The sequence below is a fragment of the Pseudomonas sp. HLMP genome, from assembly GCF_046365545.1.
Taxonomy (GTDB): domain Bacteria; phylum Pseudomonadota; class Gammaproteobacteria; order Pseudomonadales; family Pseudomonadaceae; genus Aquipseudomonas; species Aquipseudomonas guariconensis_B.
In genome coordinates this window covers 1,518,439-1,532,811 of sequence record NZ_JBDLLR010000001.1, presented here as the reverse complement: position 1 = coordinate 1,532,811, position 14,373 = coordinate 1,518,439, and the positions used below count along the sequence as shown (strand labels likewise).

The window sequence follows — 14,373 nt, the reverse complement described above, 5'->3', positions numbered from 1 at the left end:
TCAGCTACCCCAACAGCCCTCGGCGGGCTCGACAGCCCCCGGATTGCTCCGCACGCCGGCCTGGTCGAGCTGGTAGTCACCACAACCATCGTCCGCCATCAGAGCGCCGGGCAGGCGCCTGGCGAGCAGGCGGAAACTGTCGTCGCCACGCTCTGCCTGCAGGCTGTAGTAGCGGCTGCCGGCGGGCAATGGCGTCTGCTGCTGGTCACTGTCGGCATACTGGCCGGTACGTGCATGGTGGCGCTCCAGGCGCAGGGCGGCATCGTGCAGCAGGCCGACCACTTCGCTTCGCGCGGCACGTCTCAACGGGTCGTGGTAACTGGGGTAGGCAATGGCTGCCAGAATGCCGGTCACGGCCACGACAATCAACAATTCGATCAGGCTCAGGCCTTGCTGCATGTCATTGTCCTCTCAATCGCTGGCGCCACAGAAGCCGCCGTGGCGCTACAGCCTGGTCGGCCTGCAGGGCGTACACAGCCTCCAGCACATGCCGCGCCTGGCGCTCGCGGCTGACGGCGGTGACCCTGTAGAGGGTCACCTGCACACCTTCAGGGACCTGTGCCGCCAGGGCGCTTTCGCCCAGGTTCTGTAACAGGAAGAATCCGTTTTCCGTACGCTGCCATGACAGGTCCCCGCCCTGCACATCATGGGCGTCAGGAGGCGGCAGGCAGGCCTGGCAAGGTGCTGGAGGCGCCAGCAGCAACCGGGCAGCCCCCTCGAGCAAGGCTGCTTCGGCCTGCTCCAGGGCTCGTGCGTTCGCCAGCAGCAGGCCGCCCAGGCGCGCCTGGATCAGGGCATCGTGCAGGGCCGAAGCACTGAGCAGCCCCAGCAACAGGCTGAGCAGAAGCCCCACCAGCAGGACCATGCCGCGCTGGCGCCTCATGGTTCGGGCAACCGGTTGCGCAGGGCCACGCTCAGCTCGTGCTGCAACTCGATCCGCTGTTGCGGCTCGAACAGCGTCAGTTGCAGGTCCACGCGCCCGCCCTCCGCCGTCGGCACCAAGGTCGCACGCAGGTCGCGAACGTGGTCGATCAACGCCTCGGCCTGACTGCCGCTCATCCGTCTCAAGTTGCCCGCACGCAGTTGATAGGTGATCCGGGCGATGGGGAATGCCAATGTCCGCTCGTTGCCGGGGTGGCGCCCTTCCTTGACCTGCGCCCAACTGCGGCAATCGGTCAGCAAGGTCCAGGCTGGTTGCCTGGCGCTGCCCGGCAGTTGCTCCAGCACCAGGCTCAGGCTGTCCAGGCGCCCATCGCCGGCCAGGGTGATCCGTAGCGGTTGGGCAAACGCCTGGGCGGCAGCGGCCGTATCGAACGTGATCGCCTGTTGGCGCAGGCACCCGGACATGCCTGTCATGCGGATGTCCTGGGCCATTCTGTGCAGCGCCAGCCGGGCATCGTCCTGCAGGCGTGCCGCCGCGCCTTGCAGGCGCCAGGCCTGGTAGGCGGCGACGAACACCTGGCTCGCTGCCGCCAGCAGCATCAGGCCCAGCGCCAACGCCAACAATGCTTCCAGCAGGCCAAAACCGGCCTGGGCCCTGCTCATGGCAGTACCCTGCCCTGCAGGCTGACGGACTGTTGCGTCCCCTCCCGGGCCTCCAGCCAATGGATTTCCAGCACGACGTTCGCCCCGCTACGCCGCACCCGCCCCTCGGCTGCCCCACCGAGCACCTGCCGGATTCGTGCCTGCCAGCCGGCCTGCTCGCCCGCCTCCAACCGGCCCGCCGCCCTCGCCCGCTCGAGCAGCCCCTGCGCCAGGTGGATCGCCTGGCTATCGCGCCGCGTGTTGTCGAGCACCTGCAAGGCACGCACTTGCAAGGCGGCGGTGGCGAACAGCCCGAGCGCCAGTACTCCCATCGCCAGCAACACCTCCAGCAACGTCATGCCGCATTCCTTTGTCCGCATCCTGCGCCTCCTGCGAATTTTCCCTGCCGCCCTCTCCTACCTGGCCGACTGGACCTTCTGCCCATCGGCCTCGAAGCTACAGCGAAGCACTTCCAGGGAGGAATGCACGGTGAAGCAACAGGGAGTAACACTGATACAAACCCTGTGCGCGCTGGCGCTGGTCAGCCTGCTGACACAGGTGGGCATACCGGCCTACAACCATCTCAGCGAAGGCCTGCACCAGGCCGCTGCGGCCCGCGAGCTGGCACATGCACTGCGCAATGCACGCGGCCATGCCTTGCTGCGACAGCAAACGGTGCTGGTTCGGGCACTGCAAAACGACTGGGGGATCGGCTGGCGTACGCTGCTGGCGCACGATGGGCAATTGCTGCACGAGCGACGCCTGGGCCGCAGGCTCAAGGTCGTCGGTAACCTGGGCAATGAAGTGAAATTCAGTGGCTTGGGGGTTCCGCTGCGTGGCAACGGCGCGTTTCTGGGGGGCACCTTCGAGATCTGCCAGGGCACCACGCAAGCGAGTCATTTGCAGGTGGTGCTCGCCCCCAGCGGCAGGATCAGCCTGCGCACCGGGACGGCTGATCCGCCACTGTGCGCAGGCCGCTGATCAGATCAGCGAGCGAACCCGCAGCTCCTTGGGCATGGAGAAGGTGATGTTCTCCTCGCGGCCATCGAGCTCTTCGGCGCCGCTGGCGCCCCAGGCCCTGAGCTGGTCGATCACGCCACGCACCAGCACCTCGGGGGCCGAGGCGCCAGCGGTGATGCCGATACGCGCGACGCCCTCGAACCAGCCTTGCTGCAAGTCCTCGGCACCGTCGATCAGGTAGGCCGGGGTACCCATGCGTTCGGCCAGTTCGCGCAGGCGGTTGGAGTTGGAGCTGTTGGGGCTGCCGACCACCAGGACCACATCGCACTCGCCGGCCAGTTGCTTGACCGCATCCTGGCGGTTCTGGGTGGCATAGCAGATATCGTCCTTGCGTGGCCCGCCGATGTTCGGAAAGCGCGCGCGCAGGGCATCGATGACCCGGCTGGTGTCGTCCATCGACAGGGTGGTCTGGGTGACGAAGGCCAGGTGATCCGGGTCGCGCACCTGCAGGTTGGCGACATCCTGCTCGTCCTCGACCAGGTAGATCGAGCCGCCATTGCTGGCGTCGTACTGGCCCATGGTGCCCTCGACCTCCGGATGCCCGGCATGGCCGATGAGGATGCATTCCCGGCCGTCGCGGCTGTACTTGGCCACCTCGATGTGCACCTTGGTGACCAGCGGGCAGGTGGCATCGAACACCTTGAGGCCGCGGCCGGCCGCTTCCTGGCGCACGGCCTGGGAAACACCGTGGGCGCTGAAGATGACGATGACATCGTCCGGCACCTGGTCGAGTTCTTCGACGAAAATAGCACCGCGATTGCGCAGGTCTTCGACCACGAACTTGTTGTGCACCACTTCGTGGCGCACGTAGATCGGCGGGCCGAAGACTTCCAGGGCCCGGTTGACGATCTCGATCGCCCGGTCGACCCCCGCGCAGAAGCCGCGAGGGTTGGCGAGTTTGATTTGCATGCTCGGCTCCAGGCTTACAGCGCCTTCACCTCGAGGATCTCTACCTCGAAGTTCAGGGTCTTGCCAGCCAGTGGGTGATTGAAGTCGATGGTCACCTGGTTGTCGTCGAAAGCCTTGACCACGCCCGGCAACTCGGCGTTGGCGGCATCGTTGAAGATCACCAGCAGGCCTTCGGAAAGCGCCATGTCGGTGAACTGCGAGCGCGGCATCACCTGCACGTTCTGCGGGTTCGGCTGGCCGAAGGCGTTCTCCGGAGCGATGGTCAGGGTGCGCTTGTCACCGGCCTTGAAGCCGAACAGGGCGGCTTCGAAGCCGGGCAGCAGGTTACCATCACCGACCTTGAAGCAGGCCGGTGCCTTGTCGAAGGTGCTGTCGACGGTGTCGCCGTTTTCCAGGTGCAACGCGAAGTGCAGGGTGACTTCGGTGTTCTGGCCGATACGGGTCTCAGTCATGGACAGGTTCTCCGGACTTCTTGCTCTTGAACATATCCAGCGCCAGCATCACCGCGCCAACGGTAATGGCACTGTCGGCCAGGTTGAAGGCCGGGAAATACCAGCGGTTCTGCCAGTGCACCAGGATGAAGTCGACCACGTGCCCCAGCACGATACGGTCGTACAGGTTGCCCAGCGCGCCCCCCAGCACCAGGGCCAGGGCGATGGCCAGCCAGGTCTCGTTGCGCCCCAGGCGCTTGAGCCAGACCACCAGCACCGCGCTGACCACCAGGGCGATCAGGGCGAACAGCCAGCGCTGCCAGCCGGAGCTGTCGGCGAGGAAGCTGAAGGCGGCGCCGGTGTTGTAGGCCAGGGTCCAGCTGAAGTAGTCGGGGATGACCACGATCTGCTGGTACAGGCTCAGGGCACCCTCGAAATAGACCTTGGTGGCCTGGTCGAGGACCAGGACCACCAGGCTCAGCCAGAGCCAGGCAAGGCGCCCGAAGCGCCCCGCAGCAGGGTTAGGCATAGTGACGCACCTCGCCGGAACCGCTGATGTTGTCTACGCAACGGCCACAGATCTCCGGGTACTCCGGATGGCTGCCGACGTCGGCGCGGAAGTGCCAGCAGCGGCCGCACTTGGCATGGCCGGACTTGACGACTTTCAGCTTGAGGCCTTCGACCTCGGTTGTCACGGCATCGGCCGGCGCCTGGACGAACGGCACCACGCTGGCGGCGGAGGTGATCAGCACGAAGCGCAGCTCGTCGCCCAGCTTGGCCAGGTCGGCGCTGAGCCCTTGCTCGGCGAACAGGGTCACCTCGGCCTGCAGGTTGCCGCCGATGGCCTTGGCCGCGCGCTGGTTCTCCAGCTCCTTGTTGACCGCCGCCTTGACCGCCATGACGCGATCCCAGTAGGCGCGATTCAGCTCGAAGCCTTCGGGCAGCTCGGCCAGGCCTTCATACCAGGTGTTGAGCATGACCGACTCGTTGCGCTCGCCTGGCAGGTACTGCCAGATCTCGTCGGCGGTGAACGCCAGGATCGGCGCGATCCAGCGCACCAGGGCCTCGCTGATGTGGTACAGCGCGGTCTGGCAGGAGCGGCGGGCGACGCTGTTGGCACCAGTGGTGTACTGACGGTCCTTGATGATGTCGAGGTAGAAGCCGCCCAGCTCCTGGACGCAGAAGTTGTGCACCTTGGAATAGACGTTCCAGAAGCGGTACTCGCCGTAGTGCTCTTGCAGCTCGCGCTGCAGCAGCAGGGTACGGTCGACCGCCCAACGGTCCAGCGCCAGCATCTCTTCGGCCGGCAGCAGGTCACGGGCCGGGTCGAAGCCGGTCAGGTTGGAGAGCAGGAAGCGTGCGGTGTTGCGGATACGGCGGTAGGCGTCGGCACTGCGCTGCAGGATCTGCTCGGACACGGCCATCTCGCCGGAATAGTCGGTGGCGGCGACCCACAGGCGCAGGATGTCGGCACCCAGGGTGTCGTTGACCTTCTGCGGCTCGATGGTGTTGCCCAGCGACTTGGACATCTTGCGGCCGCTCTCGTCCACGGTGAAGCCGTGGGTCAGCAGTTCGCGGTACGGCGCGTGGTTGTCGATGGCGCAGCCGGTCAACAGCGAGGAATGGAACCAGCCACGGTGCTGGTCGGAACCTTCCAGGTACAGATCGGCGCGCGGTCCGGTGGCGTGGCCGATGTCATGGGAGCCGCGCAGCACATGCCAGTGGGTGGTGCCGGAGTCAAACCAGACGTCCAGGGTATCGGTGATCTTGTCGTACTGGGCGGCTTCATCACCGAGCAGCTCGGCGGCGTCCAGCTTGAACCAGGCCTCGATACCTTCCTGCTCGACGCGCTTGGCCACTTCCTCCATCAGCTCGACGGTGCGTGGGTGCAGCTCGCCGGTCTGCTTGTCGAGGAAGAACGGGATCGGCACGCCCCAGTTGCGCTGACGCGAGATGCACCAGTCGGGACGGTTGGCGATCATCGCGTGCAGACGCGCCTGGCCCCAGGACGGCACGAACTTGGTTTCTTCGATGGCCTTGAGGGCGCGCTCGCGCAGGGTATCGCCGCTGTTGGGCTGGCGGTCCATGCCGACGAACCACTGGGCGGTGGCACGGTAGATCAGTGGGGTCTTGTGGCGCCAGCAATGCATGTAGCTGTGGCTGATGGTCTCGGTGTGCATCAGCGCGCCGACTTCGCGCAGCTTCTCGACGATGGCCGGGTTGGCCTTCCAGATGAACTGGCCGCCGAAGAATTCCAGCGAGGGCACGTACACGCCGTTGCTCTGCACCGGGGTGAGGATGTCGTCGTTGAGCATGCCGTAGCGCTTGCAGGTGACGAAGTCATCCTCGCCGTAGGCTGGCGACGAGTGCACCACGCCGGTACCGGCGCCCAGCTCGACGTAGTCGGCCAGGTAGATCGGCGACAGGCGGTCGTAGAACGGGTGGCGGAAGTTGATCAGCTCCAGCGCCGAGCCCGGCGCGGTGGCGATCACCGAACCTTCCAGGCCATAGCGCCCGAGGCACGACTCGACCAGTTCCTCGGCCAGCACCAGCAGGCGCTCGCCGGTATCGACCAGGGCGTAGTTGAACTCCGGATGGATGTTCAGCGCCTGGTTGGCCGGGATGGTCCAAGGGGTGGTGGTCCAGATCACGATGGCGGCCGGCTTGGCCAGGCTCGCCAGGCCGAAGGCAGCGGCCAGCTTGTCGGCATCGACGACCTCGAAGGCCACGTCGATGGTCTGGGATTTCTTGTCGGCGTACTCGACCTCGGCCTCGGCCAGGGCCGAGCCGCAGTCGAAGCACCAGTTCACGGGCTTGAGGCCCTTGAACACGAAGCCTTGCTTGACCATCTCGGCCAGGGCGCGGATCTCGCCGGCCTCGTTGGCGAAGTTCATGGTCTTGTAGGGGTTGTCCCAGTCACCCAGCACGCCCAGGCGGATGAACTCGGTCTTCTGCCCTTCGATCTGCTCGGCGGCGTAGGCGCGGCACAGCTCGCGGGTCTGGTCCGGGGACAGGTGCTTGCCGTGGGTGACCTCGACCTTGTGCTCGATCGGCAGGCCGTGGCAGTCCCAACCCGGCACGTAGGGCGCGTCGAAGCCCGACAAGGTCTTGGAGCGGACGATCATGTCCTTGAGGATCTTGTTCAGCGCATGACCGATGTGGATCTTGCCGTTGGCATAGGGCGGGCCGTCGTGCAGGACGAACTTCGGACGGTCCTTGCCAATCTCGCGCAGCTTCTGGTACAGGCCAATGCTGTCCCAGCGCTGCAGGATCTGCGGTTCGCGCTGAGGCAGGCCGGCCTTCATCGGGAAGGCGGTGTCCGGAAGGTTTAGCGTGGCTTTGTAGTCGGTCATTTCAGGCTCTTCGTTAGCGGTTGAGCGTGCCAGTGGGCACGTGCGGCGGCGATGTCCGCGTCGATCGCCGACTTCAGCGCCTCCAGGGAGGCGAATCGCTGCTCCTCGCGCAGCTTGTGGTGGAACTCCACCGTCAGGCGCCGGCCATACAGGTCGCCGGCGAAATCCAGGAGGTGAATCTCCAGATGGGGGCGCCCGTCACCGGCGACGGTGGGCCGTACCCCGATGTTGGCGACACCTGGCCAGACCTGGCCATCGATCTCGGCGCTGGTCAGGTAGACCCCGCTCAGCGGCACGCGGCGGCGCTTGAGCTGGATATTGGCGGTCGGCGTGCCGAGCTGGCGGGCCAGCTTCTGGCCGTGCAGCACCCGGCCGCTGATGCAATAGGGGCGGCCCAGCAGGTGCTCGGCCAGCACGAAGTCGGCGTTGGCCAGGGCATTGCGCACTTCGGTGCTGCTGACCCGCAGGCCGTCCCGCTCGACGGTATTGGCGGCCTCGACGGTGAAGCCATGCTGGCGCCCGGCCTCGACCAGGAAGGCGAAGTCGCCAGAGCGGTCGCAGCCGAAGCGGAAATCGTCGCCGACCTCCAGGTGACGCACGCCCAAGCCGTCGACCAGGATGGTCTCGACGAATTCATCGGCGCCGAGCTTGCTCAGGCGCTGGTTGAAGGCCAGGCACAGCACCCGGTCGATGCCCTCGGCGGCGAGCAGCTCGATCTTGTCGCGCAGGCGGGCCAGGCGGGCGGGGGCGGTATCGGGGGCGAAGTACTCGCGCGGCTGCGGCTCGAAGATCACCACGCAGGTCGGCAGGCCAAGTTCCTGCCCACGTTCGCGCAGGCGCCCCAGGATCGCCTGGTGGCCCCGGTGAACCCCGTCGAAGTTGCCAATGGTGGCGACACAGCCCCGGTGCTCGGGGCGCAGGTTGTGAAGTCCTCGAACCAGCTGCATAACGCGCTTCTTGCTCATAAAGTGGCCGATTATAACCACACCCGGGCGCCGGTGACAGGCAGCAGCGCCACAGTGGGGCGTGGAATGCGAAAAACCGACGCCTGGCCCGCTCCTCGCCTCAGTGCAAGGCCTTGCGGGCGAAGTGCCGCGGGCGGAAACCGCACAGGAGCAGGCAGCCGAAATAGGTCAGCACGCCTGCCAGGATCAACCCACCCAGGCGCAGGAAGCGCTCGGGCATGTTGCCCTGCGCCCAGGCGGGCATGTAGTACATCCCCACCAGCAGCACCGCAGACATCAGCAACACCGCCAGGACCAGCTTGGCCAGGAACAGGGGCCAGCCCGGCTGTGGCTGGAACAACTGCTGGCTGCGCAGTTTCCAGTACAACAGGCCTGCGTTGAGGCAGGCGCCGAGGCTGATCGCCAGGGCAAGGCCGGCATGCTTGAGCGGGCCGATCAAGGCCAGGTTGAACAGCTGGGTGCAGACCAAGGTGAAGATCGCGATCTTCACCGGCGTGCGGATATTCTGCTGCGCATAGAAGCCGGGGGCCAGCACCTTGACCAGGATGATCGCCAACAGGCCGACGGAATAGGCGATCAGCGCCCGCTGGGTCATGGCGGCGTCGAAGGCGGTGAACTTGCCGTACTGGAACAGCGCCACGGTCAGCGGCTCGGCGAGGATCGCCAGGGCCAGGGTGCAGGGCAGCACCAGCAGGAAGCACAGGCGCAGGCCCCAGTCGAGGATCCGCGAGTACTCCTGGCGGTCACGGTTGGCGTAGGTCTTGGCCAGGGTCGGCAGCAGTATCGTGCCCAGGGCCACTCCCAGCACCCCCGAAGGCAGCTCCATCAGGCGATCGGCGTAGTACATCCAGGAGACCGACCCGGCTACCAGGAACGAGGCGAAGACGGTGTTGATGATCAGCGAGATCTGGCTGACGGATACCCCGAGGATCGCCGGCAGCATCTGCTTGAGTACCCGCCAGACGCCGGTGTCGCGCAGGTTCAGGCGCGGCAGCACGAGCATGCCGATCTTCTTCAACGCGGGCAGTTGGTACAGCAGTTGCGCCAGGCCGCCGGCCAGCACGCCCCAGGCCAGGGCCATGATCGGCGGGTCGAAGTACGGGGTCAGCAGCACGGCGAAGGCGATCATCGCCACGTTCAGCAGGGTCGGCGTGAACGCCGGAACCGAGAAGCGGTTCCAGGTATTGAGGATCGCCCCGACCAGCGAGGACAGCGAGATCAGCAATATATAAGGAAAGGTCACCCGCAGCAGCGCGGTGGTCAGCTCGTATTTCTCGGCGCTGTCGACGAAACCGGGCGCGGTGACCCAGACCACCCAGGGCGCGGCGAGGATACCCAGGGCGGTGACCAAGGCCAGGGACAGGGTCAGCAAGCCGCTGACATAGGCGATGAAGGTTCGGGTCGCCTCCTCGCCCTGCTGGGTCTTGTATTCGGCCAGGATCGGCACGAAGGCCTGGGAAAAGGCGCCCTCGGCGAAGATCCGGCGCAGCAGGTTGGGCAGTTTGAAGGCGATGAAGAAGGCGTCGGTGGCGATGCCGGCACCGAACACCCGCGCCAGGATGGTATCGCGGACGAACCCCAGCACCCGGGAAATCATGGTGATGGAGCTGACCGCGGCCAGGGATTTGAGCAGGTTCATCGAAAAGTTTCACGCCTGGGACGGAGAGCGCTGCCAGAAGGCGCGCGAATATGCGATACTTGCGCGTCTATGCAGGGCAAGCCAAAACTCCCGAGTTTACAGGTCGCTGCGCAGAAAGGAATCATTCCTTCGCGCTTGCGCTCCACTCGGCGGAACCCTGCAAGTGGCCTTGACATCCGCTCGACTGATCGGCATGATTCGCGGCCTATTTTGTTTGCTATTTACCTAAAGTCTTTCGAGGAGCTCGACGGTGGCCAACACACCTTCCGCCAAGAAACGTGCAAAACAGGCTGAGAAGCGTCGCAGCCACAACGCCAGCCTGCGTTCCATGGTCCGTACCTACATCAAGAATGTAGTCAAGGCCATCGACGCAAAAGACGCCGAAAAAGCGCAAGCCGCCTACATTCTGGCTGTGCCTGTAATCGACCGTATGGCCGACAAGGGCATCATCCACAAGAACAAGGCTGCTCGCCACAAAGGCCGTCTGAATGGCCACATCAAGGCGCTGAAAGAAGCTGCAGCTGCCTAAGCGACACGCTTGTCGAAAAACCGACCCTAGGGTCGGTTTTTTGTTGCCTGTGATTTGTGTTCATTGCCATCGATAACGGGTGCCTAAGCTGGCCTGTTCGCCGGCAAGCCTACGCACACAGGGCCCCTGTAAACCGCGTCATTTGCGGTCGACTCGCACCCTGCGGGAGCCGGCGATGGGCTGCAAAGCAGCCCCAGGCTTACAACCCCTACCTGACCGGCCAGCCTCACTTCGCGATCTGGATCTTCGGTGCCCACTGCAGCCACTCATCCTCCGGCTTGTCGAACAAGGCAAAGGTCTGCTGCGGGCGTGCCGGGTTACCCATCTTCTCGCCATCGGGCGTTGCGAAAGCAATGCCGCCGTCGATCAAGGTTTCCAGGGACTCGGTGCGCACCGTGGCGCCCTTGAACAGCCCCCAGTCGAAGCCGAAGCCGCTGCTGTTCCAGAACCGGCTGCCACCCCGGACCAACGCCGCATAGCGAGGCTCGATGAGGATGTGGATCAGCACCCGGTCGGCGGTCTGCCCCAGCTCGAAGCCGGTGACCTTGCCCACCGTGACCTCGCGATAGGTCACCGGTACGCCCGGCTTGATCGAACCACGGCGCGGTGCGCTGAGCGTCAGCGGCAGGCCGGCTTGCTGCGCGACCGCTTCCGGGGCTTCGGGCAGAGCGATGAAATCACGCTGCGGCCCCCTGTCCTGCACTGCCGGCTGGACTTCCAGGTACTGGCCACCCACCAAGGTATCGAGGTTCTCGGTACGCACCAGGCCGAAGGCCGGCTTGACCACCCAGAAGCGCGTACCGGCCCGGGCGATGCGCTCCTGCGCGGCGGTGATGCGTGCCCTGAGCAGGACTGCCTGCAGGTCCGCGGTCAGGTCGACGCTCTCGATGCTGCCCACGTCCAGGCCGCGGAAGCGAATCGGGGTGCCCGGCTTCAGGCCATCGGCGCGATCGACACGGATGGTGATGAGGGTACCGGCGCGATCGGCGGCCTCCTGGCTCTCGTGCAGGCGAAAGCGTGGAATGCGCCGCTTCAGGGGCACGTCGGCCCTGGGCGTGTCGAAGGCGATGCCACCGGCCATGAGGGTCTGCAGCGACTCGCTCTTGATCTTGATCCCCGACAACCCGCCGGAGAGGGTGATGCCGCTGGCGTTCCAGAAGCGTGTGGAGCCGTTGACCAGGTTCGCATACTCCTTCTCGATGTGCACCCCGATCAGAATGCGCTTGCTGTCGCGGGCGAACTGGTAGCTCTGCACACTGCCGACCTTGACCTGGCGATAGGTCACCGGGCTGCCGACTTCGAGGGAGCCGAGGGTGTCGGCGAACAGCACCATGTGCAGACCCGGGGCCTTGAGGTCCAGCGGCGGCGCCTTTGCCCGCGCCTCGAACTCACGCTGCGGCCTGGCCCCCTTCTCGCCCGGACGAATGGCGATGTAGTTGCCCTTCACCAAGGCTTCCAGGCCGGTGATGCCGGCCAGGGAGATGGAGGGCTTGACCACCCAGAACTGGGTGCCATCGACCAGGTAGTCTTCGGCCAGCGGATCCAAGGTCAGCTCGGCCGAGGCGCTGGACAGGTCTTCCTCGATCTTCAGGGTCTTCAGCGAACCGACCTGGATCCCCTTGTACATGACCGGCGTACGACCGGCCTGCAGGCCCTCGTAGTCGCTCAGCTTGACCTTGACGCGGATCCCCGCCTGGGCGGCGTCGAAATCCTCGTACAGGCGGAACGGTAGGCTCGGGTCGGTGGGCGGGCTGTCCTTGCGGTGCTCGGGCGTGGCGAAGGCGATGCCGCCGGCGACGATGCTGGCAAGGGATTCGCTGCGCAGCTTCACACCAGACAGGTCGGCGTCGATACTGATGCCGCTGGCGTTCCAGAACCGCGTGTGCTTGCGCACCAGGTTGGCGTAGGCCGGCTCGATGAAGACCTTGACCTCTACTGTGTCCTGGTCCTCGGAGAGGCGGTAGCTCTTCACCCGACCGACTTGGATTTGCTTGTAGAACACAGGGCTGTCGCGGTTGAGCGAACCGAGGCGATCAGCCTTGAGGGTCAGGTGCAGGCCCGGCTCGCTGTCGGACAACGGCGGCGCCTCCGACAAGGCGGTGAACTGCTTGGTCTTCTCGCCTTCGCCTGGGCTCACGGCGATGTAGTTACCCGATACCAGGGTTTCCAGGCCGGAGATGCCAGCCAGGCTGACACTCGGCTTGACCAGCCAGAAGCGCGTCCCGGTGGTCAGGTGCGGCTCCGCAGCCTTGTTCATCTCGACGGTGGCGATAACCCCGGTGCCGTCGCCTTCGACATCGAGCACCAGGCTCTTCACCTTGCCGACCGACATGCCCTTGTAGATGACTTCGGTCTTGTTGGCGACGATGCCCTCGCCGGTGAGGAAGCGGACCTGGATCTCCACACCGGCGTCACGGTAGGCCTGCCAGGCCAGCCAGCCACCGATCACCAAAGCGATCAGCGGCAGGATCCAGATGGCCGACCAATTCGAAGCTGGGCGGGTTTTAGCCGTAGGCATGTCACTCATGGTCGTCATCCGACTCCGTATTGTCCCAGATCAGTCGGGGATCGAAAGTTAAGGCTGCGAGCATCGTCAGGATCACCACGGAGGCGAAGGCGACAGCGCCCAGGTTGGCTTCGACACTGGCGATGCGGCCAAAATTCACCACCGCCACGAGGATGGCGATGACGAAAATATCCAGCATGGACCAGCGTCCGATGAATTCGATGAAGCGGTACATCAGGATCCTCTGCCGCGCCGACAAGGGCTGGTGACGCTGCACCGAGTAGAGCAGCAGGCCGATGCCGACCAGCTTGAAGGTCGGCACCAGGATGCTGGCGATGAACACCACCGCGGCGATCGGCAACATGCCGTGCTTGAGCAAGGTGATGACGCCGGACATGATGGTGTCCGGGCTGCCCTGGCCCAAGGCGCTCACCGTCATGATCGGCAGCACGTTGGCGGGGATGTAGAGGATCGAGGCCGTGATGAGCAGGGCCCAGGTGCGCACGATGCTGTTGGGGCGGCGCGCATGGACCACGGCGCCGCAGCGGGTGCAGGTCTGAGAGTCGCCGCCAGGCACCTGCCGGTTCAGCTCATGGCATTCATTGCAGACCAGGATGCCTGCATCAATCGCCCGCATGGATATCCTCCCCTGACAGGGCGATCCAGATCTGGTGTGGCGACATCACCACTTCCAGCCATACCTGGACCAGCAGCAGGCTGATGAAACAGAAAAGGCCAAGGCCTATGGTCAGCTCCGCCAGGTCGACCAACTTGACGATGGCCACCAGGACGCCCATGAAGTACACCTCGAGCATGCCCCAGTCACGCAGGTGGTGATAGATGCGGTAGAACAGCAGGCCATGGCTGCGTCCGATGTTCAGGCGAATGCTCAGCAACACGACCAGTTGGCACAGCAGCTTGAGCAAGGGGATGGCCATGCTGCACAGGAACACCACCACGGCGACGCCGCGCATCTGCGAGTTGTACAGGCCGACCACGCCACTCCAGACGGTGTCGTCGGAGGTCTGGCCGAGCAGGTGCAACTGCATGATGGGCAGGAAGTTGGCAGGCACATAGAGCAGCAGGGCCGTCAACACCAGCGCCAGGCTGCGATTGACCACGTTATGGCGGTGGGCGTAGAGCTCGTAGCCGCAGCGGGGGCAATGGGCCTTTTCGTCATTCTGCAGCACTGGCTTGCGCATCAGCAGGTCGCATTCGTGACAGGCCACGAGTTCGTCCAGCGGTAATTGGGGCAGCGCTTCGGGATCGACAGGATTGGGCATATCGAAGGTCTGAATGGATACGTGGGCCCTATTCTAGTGTTCTGGCTCGAAGAAAGGGACACCTGGCGGGTTGAACGAAAGGCTTGCATAGGTAAAGGGTGTTAGCGGACGACCGCCTGGGGTTGTTGGCACCGGCCCCGTCGCCAATCCCCAGCCAGGCGCCAGAAAGACAAAACCCCTACCTGCTCGCGCAGATAGGGGTTTTGCGAAATGA

15 protein-coding genes are annotated in these 14,373 nt (G+C 64.9%); 2 read left to right on the top strand and 13 right to left on the bottom strand.

The annotated features are described in order from the left end of the window. The 4 genes from ABFA30_RS07220 to ABFA30_RS07205 are packed head-to-tail and all read right to left on the bottom strand — an operon-like array spanning position 1 to position 1,883. On the bottom strand, positions 1-399 hold the full coding sequence (locus ABFA30_RS07220) for a type IV pilin protein (protein WP_225789521.1): 399 nt from the start codon (positions 397-399) through the stop codon (positions 1-3). A gap of 1 nt (position 400) precedes the next feature. After that, positions 401-883, bottom strand: a complete 483-nt coding sequence (locus tag ABFA30_RS07215; RefSeq protein WP_225789520.1) for a hypothetical protein — start codon at positions 881-883, stop codon at positions 401-403. Continuing rightward, on the bottom strand, positions 880-1,545 hold the full coding sequence (locus ABFA30_RS07210) for a PilW family protein (RefSeq protein ID WP_410045281.1): 666 nt from the start codon (positions 1,543-1,545) through the stop codon (positions 880-882). The genes ABFA30_RS07215 and ABFA30_RS07210 overlap by 4 nt, the downstream gene beginning before the upstream one ends. After that, entirely contained in the window at positions 1,542-1,883 is a 342-nt protein-coding gene (locus tag ABFA30_RS07205) for a hypothetical protein (RefSeq protein ID WP_253091173.1), read from the bottom strand. Before ABFA30_RS07205 ends, ABFA30_RS07210 begins: the two co-directional genes overlap by 4 nt. Here ABFA30_RS07205 and ABFA30_RS07200 point away from each other — a divergent pair. After that, on the top strand, positions 1,882-2,505 hold the full coding sequence (locus tag ABFA30_RS07200; protein ID WP_410045280.1) for a GspH/FimT family pseudopilin: 624 nt from the start codon (positions 1,882-1,884) through the stop codon (positions 2,503-2,505). The two genes, ABFA30_RS07205 and ABFA30_RS07200, sit on opposite strands and share 2 nt — an antisense overlap. Here ABFA30_RS07200 and ispH read toward each other — a convergent pair whose 3' ends face one another. The 6 genes from ispH to murJ all read right to left on the bottom strand — a co-directional run bounded on the left by ispH (position 2,506) and on the right by murJ (position 9,841). Then, on the bottom strand, positions 2,506-3,453 hold the full coding sequence (ispH, locus tag ABFA30_RS07195; RefSeq protein WP_225789516.1) for a 4-hydroxy-3-methylbut-2-enyl diphosphate reductase: 948 nt from the start codon (positions 3,451-3,453) through the stop codon (positions 2,506-2,508). A 14-nt stretch (positions 3,454-3,467) separates the two neighbouring features. Next, positions 3,468-3,905, bottom strand: coding sequence for an FKBP-type peptidyl-prolyl cis-trans isomerase (fkpB, locus tag ABFA30_RS07190; protein ID WP_225789515.1), 438 nt, complete (start codon positions 3,903-3,905; stop codon positions 3,468-3,470). After that, positions 3,898-4,413 carry a signal peptidase II gene (lspA, locus tag ABFA30_RS07185; RefSeq protein ID WP_225789514.1) on the bottom strand — a complete coding sequence of 172 codons (516 nt, stop codon included), beginning with the start codon at positions 4,411-4,413 and terminating at the stop codon, positions 3,898-3,900. Before lspA ends, fkpB begins: the two co-directional genes overlap by 8 nt. After that, positions 4,406-7,237, bottom strand: coding sequence for an isoleucine--tRNA ligase (ileS, locus tag ABFA30_RS07180; RefSeq protein WP_253080045.1), 2,832 nt, complete (start codon positions 7,235-7,237; stop codon positions 4,406-4,408). The genes lspA and ileS overlap by 8 nt, the downstream gene beginning before the upstream one ends. Next, entirely contained in the window at positions 7,234-8,184 is a 951-nt protein-coding gene (gene ribF / locus ABFA30_RS07175; protein ID WP_225789512.1) for a bifunctional riboflavin kinase/FAD synthetase, read from the bottom strand. The genes ileS and ribF overlap by 4 nt, the downstream gene beginning before the upstream one ends. 118 nt (positions 8,185-8,302) lie before the next feature. Next, entirely contained in the window at positions 8,303-9,841 is a 1,539-nt protein-coding gene (gene murJ / locus ABFA30_RS07170; RefSeq protein ID WP_410045279.1) for a murein biosynthesis integral membrane protein MurJ, read from the bottom strand. 250 nt (positions 9,842-10,091) lie between these two features. Here murJ and rpsT point away from each other — a divergent pair, with 250 nt between their 5' ends. Continuing rightward, a complete protein-coding gene (rpsT, locus tag ABFA30_RS07165; RefSeq protein ID WP_023382471.1) occupies positions 10,092-10,370 on the top strand; it encodes a 30S ribosomal protein S20 in 279 nt (92 codons plus the stop codon). Between the two features lie 226 nt (positions 10,371-10,596). Here the strand turns inward: rpsT and ABFA30_RS07160 are convergent, their stop codons facing one another. The 3 genes from ABFA30_RS07160 to ABFA30_RS07150 are packed head-to-tail and all read right to left on the bottom strand — an operon-like array spanning position 10,597 to position 14,159. Further along, positions 10,597-12,897: a PqiB family protein gene (locus tag ABFA30_RS07160; protein WP_225789510.1), complete on the bottom strand. Its 2,301-nt coding sequence runs from the start codon at positions 12,895-12,897 to the stop codon at positions 10,597-10,599. Next, positions 12,890-13,513 (bottom strand): paraquat-inducible protein A, encoded by a 624-nt coding sequence (locus ABFA30_RS07155; RefSeq protein ID WP_225789509.1) that lies wholly within the window; start codon positions 13,511-13,513, stop codon positions 12,890-12,892. The genes ABFA30_RS07160 and ABFA30_RS07155 overlap by 8 nt, the downstream gene beginning before the upstream one ends. Continuing rightward, on the bottom strand, positions 13,500-14,159 hold the full coding sequence (locus tag ABFA30_RS07150; protein WP_225789508.1) for a paraquat-inducible protein A: 660 nt from the start codon (positions 14,157-14,159) through the stop codon (positions 13,500-13,502). The genes ABFA30_RS07155 and ABFA30_RS07150 overlap by 14 nt, the downstream gene beginning before the upstream one ends. Positions 14,160-14,373: the final 214 nt, after the last annotated feature.

What these genes read in the sequence shown, in the direction of transcription:
- ABFA30_RS07220 (WP_225789521.1), bottom strand. Translation starts at nt 399, where the DNA reads ATGCAGCAAGGCCTGAGCCTGATCGAATTGTTGATTGTCGTGGCCGTG.
- ABFA30_RS07215 (WP_225789520.1), bottom strand. Translation starts at nt 883, where the DNA reads ATGAGGCGCCAGCGCGGCATGGTCCTGCTGGTGGGGCTTCTGCTCAGC.
- ABFA30_RS07210 (WP_410045281.1), bottom strand. Translation starts at nt 1,545, where the DNA reads ATGAGCAGGGCCCAGGCCGGTTTTGGCCTGCTGGAAGCATTGTTGGCG.
- ABFA30_RS07200 (WP_410045280.1), top strand. Translation starts at nt 1,882, where the DNA reads ATGCCGCATTCCTTTGTCCGCATCCTGCGCCTCCTGCGAATTTTCCCT.
- ABFA30_RS07205 (WP_253091173.1), bottom strand. Translation starts at nt 1,883, where the DNA reads ATGACGTTGCTGGAGGTGTTGCTGGCGATGGGAGTACTGGCGCTCGGG.
- ispH (WP_225789516.1), bottom strand. Translation starts at nt 3,453, where the DNA reads ATGCAAATCAAACTCGCCAACCCTCGCGGCTTCTGCGCGGGGGTCGAC.
- fkpB (WP_225789515.1), bottom strand. Translation starts at nt 3,905, where the DNA reads ATGACTGAGACCCGTATCGGCCAGAACACCGAAGTCACCCTGCACTTC.
- lspA (WP_225789514.1), bottom strand. Translation starts at nt 4,413, where the DNA reads ATGCCTAACCCTGCTGCGGGGCGCTTCGGGCGCCTTGCCTGGCTCTGG.
- ileS (WP_253080045.1), bottom strand. Translation starts at nt 7,237, where the DNA reads ATGACCGACTACAAAGCCACGCTAAACCTTCCGGACACCGCCTTCCCG.
- ribF (WP_225789512.1), bottom strand. Translation starts at nt 8,184, where the DNA reads ATGCAGCTGGTTCGAGGACTTCACAACCTGCGCCCCGAGCACCGGGGC.
- murJ (WP_410045279.1), bottom strand. Translation starts at nt 9,841, where the DNA reads ATGAACCTGCTCAAATCCCTGGCCGCGGTCAGCTCCATCACCATGATT.
- ABFA30_RS07160 (WP_225789510.1), bottom strand. Translation starts at nt 12,897, where the DNA reads ATGAGTGACATGCCTACGGCTAAAACCCGCCCAGCTTCGAATTGGTCG.
- ABFA30_RS07155 (WP_225789509.1), bottom strand. Translation starts at nt 13,513, where the DNA reads ATGCGGGCGATTGATGCAGGCATCCTGGTCTGCAATGAATGCCATGAG.
- ABFA30_RS07150 (WP_225789508.1), bottom strand. Translation starts at nt 14,159, where the DNA reads ATGCCCAATCCTGTCGATCCCGAAGCGCTGCCCCAATTACCGCTGGAC.